At 66.7% G+C, this 13,783-nt stretch carries 12 protein-coding genes; 4 read left to right on the forward strand and 8 right to left on the reverse strand.

Going from position 1 to position 13,783, the window contains the following annotated elements:
* Window positions 1-15 precede the first annotated feature (15 nt).
* From HNO51_RS14415 to HNO51_RS14430, 4 genes are all read right to left on the reverse strand, one after another.
* Window positions 16-1,587, reverse strand: coding sequence for a Re/Si-specific NAD(P)(+) transhydrogenase subunit alpha (locus tag HNO51_RS14415; protein WP_197447990.1), 1,572 nt, complete (start codon window positions 1,585-1,587; stop codon window positions 16-18).
* Window positions 1,588-1,868: 281 nt separating this feature from the next.
* Window positions 1,869-3,773, reverse strand: a complete 1,905-nt coding sequence (htpG, locus tag HNO51_RS14420; RefSeq protein ID WP_209537703.1) for a molecular chaperone HtpG — start codon at window positions 3,771-3,773, stop codon at window positions 1,869-1,871.
* 92 nt (window positions 3,774-3,865) lie between these two features.
* The gene (locus tag HNO51_RS14425; protein ID WP_197447992.1) at window positions 3,866-4,336 is read right to left on the reverse strand and encodes a PaaI family thioesterase; all 471 of its coding nucleotides are present in this window, start codon (window positions 4,334-4,336) and stop codon (window positions 3,866-3,868) included.
* Window positions 4,329-4,850, reverse strand: coding sequence for a PaaI family thioesterase (locus HNO51_RS14430; RefSeq protein WP_197447993.1), 522 nt, complete (start codon window positions 4,848-4,850; stop codon window positions 4,329-4,331). Before HNO51_RS14430 ends, HNO51_RS14425 begins: the two co-directional genes overlap by 8 nt.
* Window positions 4,851-5,045: 195 nt before the next feature.
* Here HNO51_RS14430 and HNO51_RS14435 point away from each other — a divergent pair, with 195 nt between their 5' ends.
* A complete protein-coding gene (locus HNO51_RS14435; protein ID WP_197447994.1) occupies window positions 5,046-6,998 on the forward strand; it encodes a transglycosylase SLT domain-containing protein in 1,953 nt (650 codons plus the stop codon).
* 14 nt (window positions 6,999-7,012) lie between these two features.
* Here HNO51_RS14435 and HNO51_RS14440 read toward each other — a convergent pair whose 3' ends face one another.
* Window positions 7,013-7,654, reverse strand: a complete 642-nt coding sequence (locus HNO51_RS14440; RefSeq protein ID WP_209537704.1) for a LysE family translocator — start codon at window positions 7,652-7,654, stop codon at window positions 7,013-7,015.
* 329 nt (window positions 7,655-7,983) lie between these two features.
* Here HNO51_RS14440 and HNO51_RS14445 point away from each other — a divergent pair, with 329 nt between their 5' ends.
* Entirely contained in the window at window positions 7,984-8,190 is a 207-nt protein-coding gene (locus HNO51_RS14445) for a cold-shock protein (protein WP_111413787.1), read from the forward strand.
* Between the two features lie 120 nt (window positions 8,191-8,310).
* Here the strand turns inward: HNO51_RS14445 and HNO51_RS14450 are convergent, their stop codons facing one another.
* The 3 genes from HNO51_RS14450 to HNO51_RS14460 all read right to left on the reverse strand — a co-directional run bounded on the left by HNO51_RS14450 (window position 8,311) and on the right by HNO51_RS14460 (window position 11,760).
* The gene (locus tag HNO51_RS14450) at window positions 8,311-9,111 is read right to left on the reverse strand and encodes a hypothetical protein (protein WP_209537705.1); all 801 of its coding nucleotides are present in this window, start codon (window positions 9,109-9,111) and stop codon (window positions 8,311-8,313) included.
* Between the two features lie 132 nt (window positions 9,112-9,243).
* The gene (locus HNO51_RS14455) at window positions 9,244-11,151 is read right to left on the reverse strand and encodes a M48 family metallopeptidase (RefSeq protein ID WP_209537706.1); all 1,908 of its coding nucleotides are present in this window, start codon (window positions 11,149-11,151) and stop codon (window positions 9,244-9,246) included.
* A 12-nt stretch (window positions 11,152-11,163) separates the two neighbouring features.
* Window positions 11,164-11,760 carry a LemA family protein gene (locus HNO51_RS14460; protein ID WP_197447998.1) on the reverse strand — a complete coding sequence of 199 codons (597 nt, stop codon included), beginning with the start codon at window positions 11,758-11,760 and terminating at the stop codon, window positions 11,164-11,166.
* 179 nt (window positions 11,761-11,939) lie between these two features.
* On the opposite strand from HNO51_RS14460, the gene HNO51_RS21220 reads away from it, so the two are divergent.
* Window positions 11,940-13,436 (forward strand): DUF1538 domain-containing protein, encoded by a 1,497-nt coding sequence (locus tag HNO51_RS21220; RefSeq protein ID WP_330932872.1) that lies wholly within the window; start codon window positions 11,940-11,942, stop codon window positions 13,434-13,436.
* Entirely contained in the window at window positions 13,433-13,783 is a 351-nt protein-coding gene (locus HNO51_RS14475; RefSeq protein ID WP_111413792.1) for a P-II family nitrogen regulator, read from the forward strand. Before HNO51_RS21220 ends, HNO51_RS14475 begins: the two co-directional genes overlap by 4 nt.

The raw sequence follows: 13,783 nt of genomic DNA on the forward strand, positions 1-13,783 counted from the left end.
TGTAGTCTCCGCCGCTTACGATTTCTGGAACATGGCGAGCATCCGGCGTGTCACCAGGAAGCCGCCCACGATGTTGATGGTGGCGATCAGCACCGAGATGGCTGCCATCAGCACGACGAGCCAGTTACCCGAACCGATCTGCAGGATCGCCCCGAGGATGATGATCCCCGAAATAGCGTTGGTGACCGCCATCAGCGGCGTGTGCAGCGAGTGGCTGACGTTCCAGATCACCTGGAAACCGACGAAGCAGGCCAGCACGAAGACGATGAAGTGCTGCATGAAGGAGGCGGGCGCCACCTGGCCGAGCAGCAGCATCAACAGGCCGCCGGCCCCCAGCAGGGTCGCCTGGCGCTTGGTCTGGGCCTTGAACGCGGCGTGCTCGGCGGCGCGCCGCTCCTCGGGCGTGGGCTCCTTCTCCCTGGGCTTGGGCTTCGCCGCGGCGATCGCCTTCACCTTGGGCGGCGGCGGCGGGAAGGTGATCTCGCCCTGGTGCGTCACCGTGGCGCCACGGATGACGTCGTCCTCCATGTCGTGGACGATCGCGCCGTCCTTCTCCGGCGTGAGGTCGGTGAGCATGTGGCGGATATTGGTGGCGTAGAGCAGCGAGGCCTGCGTCGCCATGCGCGAGGGGAAGTCGGTGTAGCCGACCACCACCACGCCGTTGTCGGTGACGATGCGCTCGTCCGGCACGGTCAGGTCGCAGTTGCCGCCCTTCTCGGCCGCCAGGTCGACGATCACCGAGCCGGGCTTCATCGCCTTGACCATGTCCTCGAGCCACAGCTTGGGCGCCGGACGCCCCGGAATCAGGGCGGTGGTGATGACGATATCGACCTCGGGCGCCTGCTCGCGGAACAGCGCCAGCTGCTTCTCGCGGAATTCCGGGCTGGAAGGCGCGGCATAGCCGCCGGTGCCGGAGCCGTCCTGGTTCTCCTCGAAGTCGAGAAACAGGAACTCGGCGCCCATGGACTCGATCTGCTCGGCGACCTCGGGGCGCACGTCGAAGGCGCGTACCACCGCACCGAGGCTCGTCGCGGTGCCGATGGCGGCAAGCCCCGCCACGCCGGCACCGACGATGAGCACCTTGGCCGGCGGCACCTTGCCGGCGGCGGTGACCTGACCGGTGAAGAAGCGGCCGAACTGGTTGCCCGCCTCGATCACCGCCCGATAGCCGGCGATGTTGGCCATCGAGGAGAGTGCGTCCATCTTCTGCGCTCGCGAAATGCGCGGCACCATGTCCATGGCGACGACGGTCGCCCCCTGGGCCCGGCACTTCTCCAGCAGCGCCTCGTTCTGCGCCGGCCAAAAGAAGGCGATCAGGGTCTGGCCTTCGCGCAGGCGCTCGGCCTCCTCGTCGCTCGGCTCGCGCACCTTGATCACCACTTCAGCCTCGCGCCACAACGCCTCGGCGCTCTCCACCACCGTGACACCGGCGGCGCGATAGGCATCGTCGTCGAAGCCGGCGGCGATACCGGCCCCGGATTCGATCAGGCATTCGTGTCCAAGCTTCTTGATGAACTGCGCACTGTCAGGGGTCAGCGCGACACGCGCCTCTCCTTTGGCGAGCTCCTTGGGTGCACCAATCTTCACGTTGGATCTCCCTTATGGTTATAGAAAGGTCGAATAGGGCAAACGGTTATTCATACCTGACCCTACCGCAATGCACAACCGCTGCGAGGCCTTTCGATGGCACGTCAATGTAACACTATGCAGCTGAAATATCGGAAAAAAGCGAGCATGACGTTGACGTCAAGGAGAGCGACGCAGGCGCAAATGGACATGAACAAGCCGCCCGAAGGCGGCTTGAAAATGGGGGGTGGCACGCTGCCATGAAGCGACGGGCCTCGCGGTCGCGACGCCCATCGTACGACCTAGGCCGTCAACAGTGCATTGAGCCGCTTGACGTAGGCCGCCGGGTCGTCGAGATGCCCGCCCTCGGCGATGATCGCCTGGTCGAGCAGCACCTGGGCCAGGTCGTCGAAGCGCTCGCCCTCGGCTTCCTCAAGCCGCGCCACCAGCGCATGAGTCGGGTTGAGTTCGAGGATCGGCTTGACCTCCGGCATCTTCTGGCCGGCAGCCTCCATGATGCGGCGCATCTGGAAGCCCATCTCGTGCTCGGGCAATACCACGCAGGCCGGCGAGTCGATCAGGCGGTGGGTCACCTTGACCTCCTGCACTGCATCGCCCAGCGTTTCCTTGACCCGCTTGACCAGCTCCTCCTTGGCCTTGGCGGTCTCCTCCTGGGCCTTCTTCTCCTCCTCGCCCTCGATCTCGCCGAGGTCGAGCTCACCCTTGGCCACGTCGACAAAGCGCTTGCCGTCGAATTCGTGCAGGTGGCTCATCAGCCACTCGTCGATGCGGTCGTGGAGCAGCAGCACCTCGATGCCCTTCTTGCGGAAGATCTCCAGGTGCGGGCTCGACTTCGCCGCGTTGAAGCCGTCGGCGACGATGTAGTAGATCTTCTCCTGGCCCTCCTTCATGCGCGATACGTAGTCGGCCAGCGACTGGTCCTGGGTGGCGCTGTCGGTGTGGGTGGTGGAGAAGCGCAGCAGCGCGGCGATCTTCTCGCGGTTGGCGAAGTCCTCGGCCGGGCCCTCCTTCAGCACGCTGCCGAAGGTGTTCCAGAAGGTCTGGTAGGCTTCCTGGTCCTTGGCCAGCTTCTTGAGCATGTCCAGCGCCCGCTTGGTCAGCGCGCCCTTGATCTTCTCGACCTTGGGGTCCTGCTGCAGCAGTTCGCGGGAGACGTTGAGCGATAGCTCGCGGGTATCGAGCACGCCCTTGATGAAGCGCAGGTAGAGCGGCAGGAACTGCTCGGCGTCGTCCATGATGAAGACGCGCTGGACGTAGAGCTTGACGCCGCGGGCGCCGTCGCGCTCATAGAGGTCGAAGGGCGCGCGCCCCGGCACGTAGAGCAGACTGGTGTACTCGAGCTTGCCCTCGACCTTGTTGTGGCTCCAGGCCAGCGGATCGCTGAAGTCATGGGCCACGTGCTTGTAGAAGGCCTTGTACTCGTCGTCCGAGATCTCGCTCTTGGGGCGAACCCACAGCGCGGTGGCCTCGTTGACGGTCTCCCAGGTGGTGACCTCGCTGCCCTCGATCTCGTTGCCCTCGTCGTCCTTGGCCGTCTCGACCTTGGGCATGCGCACCGGCACCTCGATATGGTCGGAGTACTTGCGCACCAGGCTACGCAGACGGAAGTCGTCGGCGAACTCCTTGGCCTCCTTCTTCAGGTGCAGGACGATCTCGGTGCCGTGCGCCTCGCGCTCGATGTCGGCGACGGTGAATTCACCTTCTCCCTTCGAGCGCCATTCGACGCCCTCGGCCTTGTCGCTGCCCGCCTTGCGGGTGCGCACCGTGACCTCGTCGGCAACGATGAAGCTGGAATAGAATCCCACGCCGAACTGGCCGATCAGCCGCGCGTCCTTCTGCTGCTCGCCGCTGAGCTGCTTGAGGAACTCCGCGGTGCCGCTGCGGGCGATGGTACCCAGGTTTTTGATCACCTCCTCGCGGTCCATGCCGATGCCGTTGTCGCGCACGGTAACGGTACGGCCCTTCTCGTCGTGCTCGATCTCGATGCGCAGCTCGCTGTCGCCCTCGTACAGCGCATCGTTGTCGAGCGCCGCGTAGCGCAGCTTGTCGCAGGCGTCGGCGGCGTTGGAAATCAGCTCGCGCAGGAAGATCTCCCGGTTGGAGTACAGGGAGTGGATCATCAGGTGCAGCAGCTGCTTCACCTCGGTCTGGAAGCCGAGGGTTTCCTCGTGAGCGGTCGTGGACATGGATCGGTTACCTCATGGCTTGAACCCACGGCGGCGCATGGCGCGCCGCCGTTTCTGAACTGTTCAGCGATATGGGGGCCGTGTCCGCGTTTTCAAGCGTCGCTCGGTTCCGGCACGCCCAGGACCAGATGCAGGCGCGCCGTGGCCACCGGCTGCGATTCCGACGCCTGCCAGGCGGTGACCTGGACGTTGGCCAGGCGCCGCCCTTCGCGCAGGAGACGGCAACGGGCGTGGGTGGGCACCACCCGAGCCGTGCGCAGGTAGTCGATGGAGAAGTCGACAATGCGCGGCAGCCGCGGCTCGCGCGCCGACAACATCAGGTCGAGGGTCCCGGCGGTTTCCATGAACGCCGCCACCACGCCACCGTGCAGCGCCGGCAGCAGAATGTTACCGACGTTGTGCTCGCGTGGTTCGAGGTGATAGATCAAGCCGTCGCCCTCGGCGTCGGATGTGACGCTGACGCCAATGTGACGGGCGTAGGGTAGCCGCTCGATCCAGGCGGCGACGTCGCCCCGGGCGCGGGTCCTGGCCAGCCAGGCCACGTCGTGAAAGCCTTCAGGCATGATCGGCCTCCCCGAACAACGCCTCGGCGAAGCCTTCCGGCGTATTGCGCTCGCCCAGGCGCACGAAGTTGCCGATCCCGCGCGCGATGGGCCGGTCCGGCACCTGCCACAGCGTGCCCTCGGTGAAGACCATGGCGCGGGTCACGCGCAGCACCCGGGCCTCGGCCCAGATCGGCATGCCCGCGACCGCCGGCCGGTAGTGATCGACGCGCAGATCGAGGGTCGGGCACACCTCCGGCGCCGGCAGCCCGCACAGCACCGCCGATCCGCACACGGTATCCAGCAGCATGGACAGCACCCCGCCGTGCACCAGGCCGCGCTCGGCATCGCCCAGCAGCGCGTCGCGCCAGGGCAAACGCATGCGTACCCGTGGCGGCGCGACCTCCTCCACCTCGAGGCCGAGTTCGCGCGTGTGCGGGATGACGTTGACGAAGCGGCCGAGGCCGGCTCGCCAGGCCTCGGGACTTCGGCCTGCTGCGGCAGGCCCACGGTACGGCGCTTGGCGTTCGTTCACCCTGCCCTCCAACAAGCGTTTGATCGATCTTGCAAGACTAGTCGGCGGACGCCGGTGAGACAAGTCCGAGACAGCCGAAAGCCTGCAGGAAAAACTTTGCTGAAGCGGCGCGAAAACGCCTTGACGGTCTACTCAAATCCGCTGCAATAGGCGAGGATACAGGAGTTCGCCAACGCCCTCCGGAGGCCATTTCCCATGCGCCATTCCCTATCGTTTCGCCGCGCGTCCGGTTGGCTCGCCGCGGCGGCCTTCAGTCTCTCCATCACCGCGCATGCCCAGCCCAGCGACAGCGCCATGCGCGCAGCCCTCGAAGCCGCCCGCAACCACCAGTGGACACAAATCGACGAGGCGGCCATACGCGGCCACGTGCTGGAGGGCTACGTGGAGTACCACCGCCTGCGCAGCCGCCTGCCCCAGGCCGAGCCGGGCCAGATCCTGGATTTCATCGAGCGCCACCAGGGTTCGCCCGTTGCCGACTGGATGCGCGGCCAGGCGATCAGCCGCTACGGCGCCGCCGGGCGCTACGGCAGCCTGCTGGCCGTGGCCGACGGCGTGCCCAGCGGCACCGAGCGCCAGTGCCACTACTACACGGCCCTGCTCGGCAGCGACCCGCAGGCGGCGGCCGAGGGCGGCCGCGAACTCTGGCACGTGGGCCGCTCGCAACCCTCGGCCTGCGACACCCTGTTCGACCACCTGCGCGACAGCGGTGAGATCAGCGAGTTCGATATCTGGGAGCGCATGATGCTGGCCTGGGAGCAGGGCGAGACCGGGCTGGTCAGCTACCTGGGGCGGCAGCTCGGCAGCCGCTGGCAGGAGGGGCGCGACGCCGTGGAGCGGCTGCAGCGAAGCTACGCCGACATCACCCGGGTGCCTACCTGTATCGGCCCCGAATGCCGCGGCAGCGGACCGCTCTTCGCCGCCGCCATGCATGGCTTCACCCGTGCCGATACCGAAGCCGCCATGGAGGCCTGGCGCAAGATTGCGTCCCACCTGCCGATCGAGGAGACACACCGCCATGCCATCGAGGAGGACCTTGCCTTCTATTCGCTGGTGCGCGGTATCGAACACAACCTGGGCTGGGTTGACGACGCCCTGCCACGGATCGGCACCACCCGCGTGCTGGAACTGCGCATTCGTCACGCCCTGGCCCAGCGCGACTGGGCCGATGCGCTGGACTGGCTCGAGAGGCTTCCCGACGACAGCCGCGAGGACAGCCGCTGGCAGTACTGGAAGGCGCGCGCGCATGAGCAACTGGGGGACGCGGAGCGGGCCGAGGTGGCCTATGCACGCGCCGCCCGTGAACGCGACTTCTTCGGCTTTGCCGCCGCCGATCGCATCGGCCGCCCCTATTCCCTGAACCTCGAGCGCAGTACCTTCAATGCCGATTTCCGCGACCAGGTGGACCAGTGGCCGACGGTACAGCGCACCGAGGCGCTGCTGCGGATCGGCGAGGAGGGGCTGGCCAACAGCGAATGGCTGCATGCCGCGGCCAATGCCACGCCGCGTGAGGTGCGGGCGCTGGCCGACTATGCCGCACGACGTGGCTGGCACGCGCGACTGGTCCAGACCACCATTGCCGCCCAGCTCTGGGATGCATTGGATTGGCGTTTTCCCGAGGCCTACCGCGAACATTTCCTGCACTGGGGCCAGCAGACCGGCGTCGACCCCTACCTGCTGATGGGCATCGCCCGCCGCGAGAGCGCCTACAACCCGGAGGCGCTCTCGCCGGCCGGCGCCCGCGGCCTGATGCAGCTCATGCCGGGCACCGCCTCCCTGCTCAGCCGGCAGCTCGGCATCAGCGACCCGGGCCCTTATGGCGTGCTGGACCCGGAGCTCAACATTCGCCTGGGCAGCACCTACATTCGCGACATGACCGACCGCTACCGCGGCAATCGCCTCGCCGCGGCGGCGGCCTACAACGCCGGCCCCGGCCGAGTCGACCGCTGGCTGCGCGACGCTCCGGAGGAGTTCGACCTGTTCGTCGAGTCGATTCCCTTCCGCGAGACCCGCGACTACGTCCAGGCGGTGCTCTCCTACCGGGTCATCTTCGAGAGCCTGGCCAACGGCGGCAGCAGCGAGGGCGTGTCGATGCTCACCCGGGCGGAGAAGACGGTGCGCTACGACGCCTCGATGCTCGCCAGGAACTGACGTTCACCTTCCGCTCAGGCAGGCTGGCGTTCCAGCGCCAGCCTGACGCCGAACAGGATCAGCACCGCGCCGGTCGCCCCGTTCAATGCACGCGCGAAGAGCCGGCTGCCGAGCCAGCGCCCGGCACTGCCCACCATGAGCACGATAGCGATCTGCCACAGATTGGCAATCACAAAGTGCACCCCGGCAAGCCACAACGACTTGAGCAGCGCCGGGTCTGACGGGGCGATAAACTGCGGCAGGAAGGCCATATAGAAGACCACTGTCTTGGGGTTGAGCACGTTCGAGAGCAGCCCTTCGCGCAGCGGGCGCCATACCGGCACGGGCTGCCGTTCGCCCTGCACCGCCTCCAGCGGCAACCCCCTGCCGCGCCAAGCGGCCATCAGACCGTTGATGCCCAGCCAGATCAGGTAGGCCGCCCCTGCCAGCTTGAGCGCGCTGAAGGCCCAGGCCGACTGGAGCAGGATCAGCGAGATGCCCAGCGCCGAGATCGTGGCGTGGACGAACAGGCCACAGCAGATCGCCAGGCTGGTGAGCACTCCATCGCGCACCCCGCCGCGGGCGGTATTGCGGATGACCAGCAGGGTATCGACTCCCGGGCTCATCGACAGCAGGGTGATGGCGATCAGGAAGGGCCAGAATTGGGCGTCCAGCATGACAGGGCTCCGGTTCGGCAATGACGTGAACGACGGGGCTGGCGTCGCAAGTGGCTGATGACGCCAGGGTTGGTTGTACTCGTATGCAGTATTACCAATTTAAGGTAGCGGATTCGCTGGACGCTCGGATTTTTTCTAACTACAGTGGATTGAGCGGCGGCACGGGAGAAGCGTGCTTTCGCGGCGTTGGCCTGCAAGTGGAAAGTCGTCCCGTCGTATGTCGAGCCTATCGATGCACCCGAAGCGCACTTTTCGCCTTTGCCCACGCAGTTTGGGTCCGGTTTCGCCGGTGCCCAGCAAGATCAATCTGTAAGTAAGGAAAATCGACAATGGCAACTGGCACTGTCAAGTGGTTCAACGATACCAAGGGCTACGGCTTCATCTCTCCGGACGACGGCGGTGATGACCTGTTCGCGCATTTCTCCGAGATTCAGGCTGAAGGCTTCAAGACCCTGCAGGACGGTCAGAAGGTGACCTTCGACGTGACCCAGGGCAAGAAAGGCCTTCAGGCCTCCAACATTCGGGTTTCCAACTGAGGCATCCCCTCCGTTGACCCGCGCCGGTCTTCGCAAGACGGCCCGGCGAATCGACGAAAGGCCCGCTCGACAGAGCGGGCCTTTTTCGTGCTTTCCATCGCACCGGCCAGCCGGTACGGCTCAGGTCTCGGGGGAAGGTTCGGCCTGAGACCGGCTATCGGGCCGGGACTCCGCCTCGGCCTCGGCCTCGGAAGCTGACGCAGCCTCGCCGCTCGACTCGGCTTGCGGCTCAGGTTCGATCTTCGGGAGGTCTCTGGCCGGCTCGCTCTGCTCCGCCTCTTCGAACTGCCTATCGAGCTCACGCTGCGCCTCCTCGAAGCGGCGCTCGGTCTCTTCGAGCCAGGCGTCGACGTCTGACTGCGAGACCTCGCCGGTTCGCTCCGCCTCGCGCTCGATGGCCGAAGCGGCCTCGCTCTCCTCGCCCTCCATCGGCTCGAGTGTCGGCTCGAAATCGGTGCCGCCCTCCATGGGCTCCAGGCCGGGCTCCCTGCGCTCCACCTCCTCGAACTGCTGCTCGATCTTGCGCTGCGCCTCCTCGAAGCGACGCTCGGTATCCTCGATGATCGCGTCCACGTCGGAACGGGTCGGCTCCCCCGGGAGCGCACCGCCCTCGTCCAGCGTCTCGGCGGGAGATTCGCCTAGCGTCTCGCCTTCGGCATCGATCTCCTCGTCCGCCCCGGCTGACGTCTCTTCGTCCGCACCGGCTGACGTCTCCTCATCCGATTCGGCAGGCGCCGGCTCGCTCCCGGTCTCTCCCTCCTCCTGCGCGGGGGGCGGGGTCGACGGCTCCTCTTCCGTGGCCTCGGGTGCAGGCTCGCCGTTCTGGGCTGGAGCGGCCACCTCGTCGCCGTCGTCGCCACAGCCACCCAGCAGCAGGGCAAGGGTCAAGGCGGCGACCGGAATCCAGGGTGTCTTGGCCATCGGTTTTCTCCCATCCATATGAGACCCGCAAAGGGGGCTATTCCAGCAGAGCCCGGCGAACGCTGCAAGCCGCTAGCGAGCGGGCCACCCTACTGCTTGGACAGTGACAAGACAAAACGATCCGCTCTCGTCTCAGCCCAGGCCGGCCATGGGCAGCGGGCAGTCGAGCGACCAGGCCACGGCGCGCAGCAGTTCGGCCTCCTCGGCGTGGATACGTCCATCCTGCGCAACGCACTGGACCATGGCGTCGAGCAGCCTGAGCCGATCGTCATCGCTCAGCTGGCGGCAACGATCCAGGGCCCAGTCGAGTTCCTGCGGGGTTGCGGGCCGGGGCTCAAAGGTGAGGCCCAGGCCCAGCGCATCGGCCGCCTGGCGGAACGCTTCCACTGCCTGCGCCTCGCCTTGGCTACCTGCCTGCGCCAGGCTCGACAGCAGGTGGGCCAGTGGCGCTTCGATCCGCTCCAGGGGCAGCCGGCGCCCGCGTCGAGGCGCTCCCCCCTCACTGCCGGCGACGATCAAGCGATGCAGCGCCCACTGCAGCGCACCGGGCTCGTCCTCGGCCGCCATCAGGCGTTCGAGGCAGTCACGAAAGCGGGCATGCTGTGCGACCGACAGCTGCCGCAGCAGGGGCAGGCAAAGCTCGATCAGCGGCAGCCGCTGGCCCGGCCTTATCCCGGCAAGCGACGGCTCGAGCCGCGTCAGTTCCGCCAGCACGCCAGGCAGCGCGGCTTCATCCAGGACCCGGCGCTGACGGTTCCGGCTGGCCGGGTGTGCCCCCATGAGGACACCATAGATCACGGCGCGGGCCGCATAGGGATCGTGCGCGGCCTCGAGCAGCACCGGGGCGATGCCCGCCAGCGCCCCGCGAGCCTGCTGCAGGTCCTGTTCACGCGGCTGGCCGACTCGCTGCATCAGCGCTGCCGGCCCCAGCACAGCACCTTCCCAGGCTTCCGTCTCGGTCGGTCGCGCCTGGGTCGGCTCCGCACTGGCGTCGGTCGTGCCAGCCGGCTCACGCTCGACGCTCGGCTCAGGCAGCTTCCCGTCCCACCCGGGCTCGAGGCGGCGGATGCGGGTGGACAAGGGCGGGTGCGTGGCGGTCAGGCCGCGCAACCCCGGCAGCCCGCGGCTGAAGTAGAAATGGCTGAACTCCTCGGCACGACTGGCACGCAGCTCGGAGCCATGGGCGTGCGCGGCCACGCGCTTCAGCGCATCGGCCAGGCCGGCGGGGTTGCGGGTGTACTGCACCGCGCTGGCATCGGCCAGGAATTCGCGCTGGCGGCTCACCGCCGCCTTGATCAGGTTGCCGCACAGGGTGCCGACGAAGCCCACCAGCATCAGCGCCAGCCCGGCACCGAGCAGCACCGCGTGGCCGCTGCCGCGGCGCGAGCTCCGGACCACGCGCCGGGCAGCCATGCCCCGCAGCAGCAGGCGACCGACGAGGCCGATCACCAGGATGCCGTAAAGCAGCGCGACGAGGCGCAGGTTGAGGCGCATGTCGCCATGCAGGACATGGCTGAACTCGTGGGCGACTACCCCCTGCAGCTCATCCCGCGAGAGGCAACGAATGGCGCCACGTGTCACGCCGATCACGGCGTCCTGCGGCGTATGGCCGGCGGCGAAGGCATTGATGCCGGGCTCGTCGAGCAGGTAGACCGCCGGCACCGGCAGCCCCGAGGCGATGGCCATCTCCTCCACCACGTTGAGCAGCCGGCGCTCGTCGGCATCGTGCGTAGCGGCATTGATGATGCGACCACCCAGCGCCTCGGCCACCGCCGCCCCACCGGAGCGCAGCTGCAGGTGTCGCGCCAGGCTCCCCGCAGCGACCACCAGCAGCACGCCCAGGGCGACCGCGCCCAGCAGCCGCGGGTCGAGCGCACGGGCCAACGGCTCTGCCCCGGGCGGGCCGCCGTCGAGCAGCAGCATGGCCAGCGCAATCACCGCAACGGCGGCTACGATCATGCCCAGCACGGCGACGACGAGCAGCACGACCAGCCAGGCCGTCAGGCGTTTCGCGCGCGCCTGGGCGCCGAAGAAATCCATCGCCGTGTTCCGTCAGAACCGCACGCTGGGGGCGGCCTGGATCTCGGCGCTGTCGTCGAACTCCAGCAGCGCCGCGTCATCGCGATGCCCCAGCGGCCCCGCCAGCAGCACCGGCGGAAAGCTCTGCTTGTAGGTGTTGTACTGCATGACCGCGTCGTTGAAGGCCTGGCGGGCGAAGGCGACGCGGTTCTCGGTGCTGGTGAGGGTCTCGGAGAGCTGGCGCATGTTGTCGGAGGCCTTCAGGTCCGGGTAGGCCTCCATCACCACGTTGAGCCGCCCCAGGGCGGCACCGAGCGCCCCCTCGGCGCCGGCCAGCTCGGCCATGGCACTGGGTTCGCCCGGCCGCGCGGCGGCCGACTGCAGGCCGGCCAGGGCGGCATTGCGCGCCTCGGTCACGGCGGTCAGGGTGTCGCGCTCATGAGCCATGTAGGCCTTGGCGGTCTCGACCAGGTTGGGAATCAGGTCGTAGCGGCGCTTGAGCTGCACCTCGATCTGGGCAAAGGCATTCTGGTAGCGGTTCTTCAGCGCCACCAGCCGGTTGTAGATGCTGACGCCGTAGATCACCAGCAGGGCCAGCACCACCAGTACGACGATCACTGTCACGCTCATTGCTCTCTCCCGTGTGCCGCCAGCGACCCGCTTGATGTGAGTCAATGCCCGAGCCTGCATTAGCGTCTGCTCAATGTCATATACCGATGGTATAGTGTGGCGGCCGAGCGGGCCAGCCACTCATGCCTGCGCTCGCAGCGTCACGTCTCGCCCAACCGATCATTGCCAGGGAGTCGGTCTTGGTAGCGCAACTCAAGGATTTCCTCCACGCACTGGTCCATGCCCTGCGCAACCTGCTGCCCATCATCGTGGTGGTGGTAGCCTTCCAGGCGCTGTTGCTGCGCGAGTGGCCGGAGGGCGGGCTGAGCATGGCGGCGGGCCTGCTGGTGGTGGCCGTTGGCGTCGCCCTGTTCCTGCAGGGACTCGAATTGAGCATTTTTCCGGTGGGCAAGCGGCTCGCCAACCAGTTTACCCGCCGTGGTTCCATGCCGCTGCTGATGCTGTTCGGTTTCGCCATGGGTTTTTCAGCCGTCGTGGCGGAACCGGCACTGATTGCCGTGGCCGAACAGGCCGCCACGATCAGCCAGGGGCGTATCGACGCCCTCACCCTGCGCCTGATCGTGGCGAGCTCGGTGGGTCTGGTGATGGCACTGGGCGTGTTTCGCGTGATCCTCGGCCACCCCCTTCACTGGTACATGATCGCCGGCTACGCACTGGTGGTTCTCGTCACCTTCTTCGCCCCCGCGGAGATCGTCGGGCTGGCCTACGATTCCGGCGGCGTCACCACCAACATCGTTACCGTGCCGCTGATCGCAGCGCTGGGGATCGGTCTTGCCTCCTCGATCCGCGGGCGCAACCCACTGATCGACGGTTTCGGCCTGGTGGCACTGGCGGTGATGGTGCCAATGATCAGCGTTCAGCTCTACGGCATCCTGGTCTATGCCGAGCCCGACGCGTTCGAGGCAGGCGCGGAGTTGCTGCTTGCCGGGAAAGACGTCTCCCCGCCGTCCGGCCCGCTGACGATCCTCCTCGATCTGTTCGCCATGCTACGCGACGTGCTGCCGATCATCCTGGTCGTGCTGTTCTTCCAGTACGCCGTGCTGCGCCATCCCCTGGCCAATCCGCTCAAGGTCGGTGTGGGTTTCGTGTTGGTGATCGTCGGTCTCTACGCTTTCGTGGTGGGGCTCAAGCTCGGCCTGTTTCCGATCGGGCAGCGCATGGCCGAGCAGCTGATCGGCTTCGACACCTGGCTGTGGGTCTACCTGTTCGCCTTCTGTATCGGCTTTGCCACTACCATGGCCGAACCGGCACTGATCGCCATCGGCCAGCAGGCCGAGGAAGCGGCTGCCGGCAAGATTCAGGGCAACGTCATTCGCCTGCTGGTAGCACTGGGTGTGGCCATCGGCATCACCATCGGGGTACATCGCATCATCAGCGGCGACTCGATCCACCACTACATTACCGGCGGTTATCTTCTGGTCATTCTGCTGACCGCCCTGGCGCCCCGCTACATCGTAGCCCTGGCCTTCGACTTGGGCGGCGTAACGACATCCGAGGTGACGGTGCCGCTGGTCACCGCGCTGGGGATCGGCCTGGCCAGCCAGATCGAGGGGCGTAACGTCCTGATCGACGGCTTCGGACTGATCGCCTTCGCCTCGATCTTTCCTATCGTGACCGTAATGGGCTATGCCATTCTGATGGAAAAACTAGCGCAGCCGGGAGGCAGGACGACATGAAGTTTTCGCTATTGGTTGCCATCGTGCCGGAGGATCTCGAGCAGGAGTGCATCGATGCCGCCACCGAAGCTGGCGCGGTCGGCATGACGTTGATGTCCGGCCGCGGGATCGGCGGTGAACGCAAGAAAACGTTCTTCGGGCTGACTTACGAGGGCAGCCAGAGCATCATGCTGCTGACGCTGGAGAAAAGTCTCTCGCTGAGAGTGTTGAAGACCATTCGCCAGGTACTCAACCCGACCGGCGAGGACTCCCGCGGTCTGGTCATGACGCTGCCGGTAGAACACCTCGGCGGTATCGACATGGCGCAGGTCAAGCGCTTCGAAGAACGCCTCAGGCAAGATGTCTGA

It is taken from the genome of Billgrantia sulfidoxydans (genome assembly GCF_017868775.1).
Classification (GTDB): domain Bacteria; phylum Pseudomonadota; class Gammaproteobacteria; order Pseudomonadales; family Halomonadaceae; genus Halomonas; species Halomonas sulfidoxydans.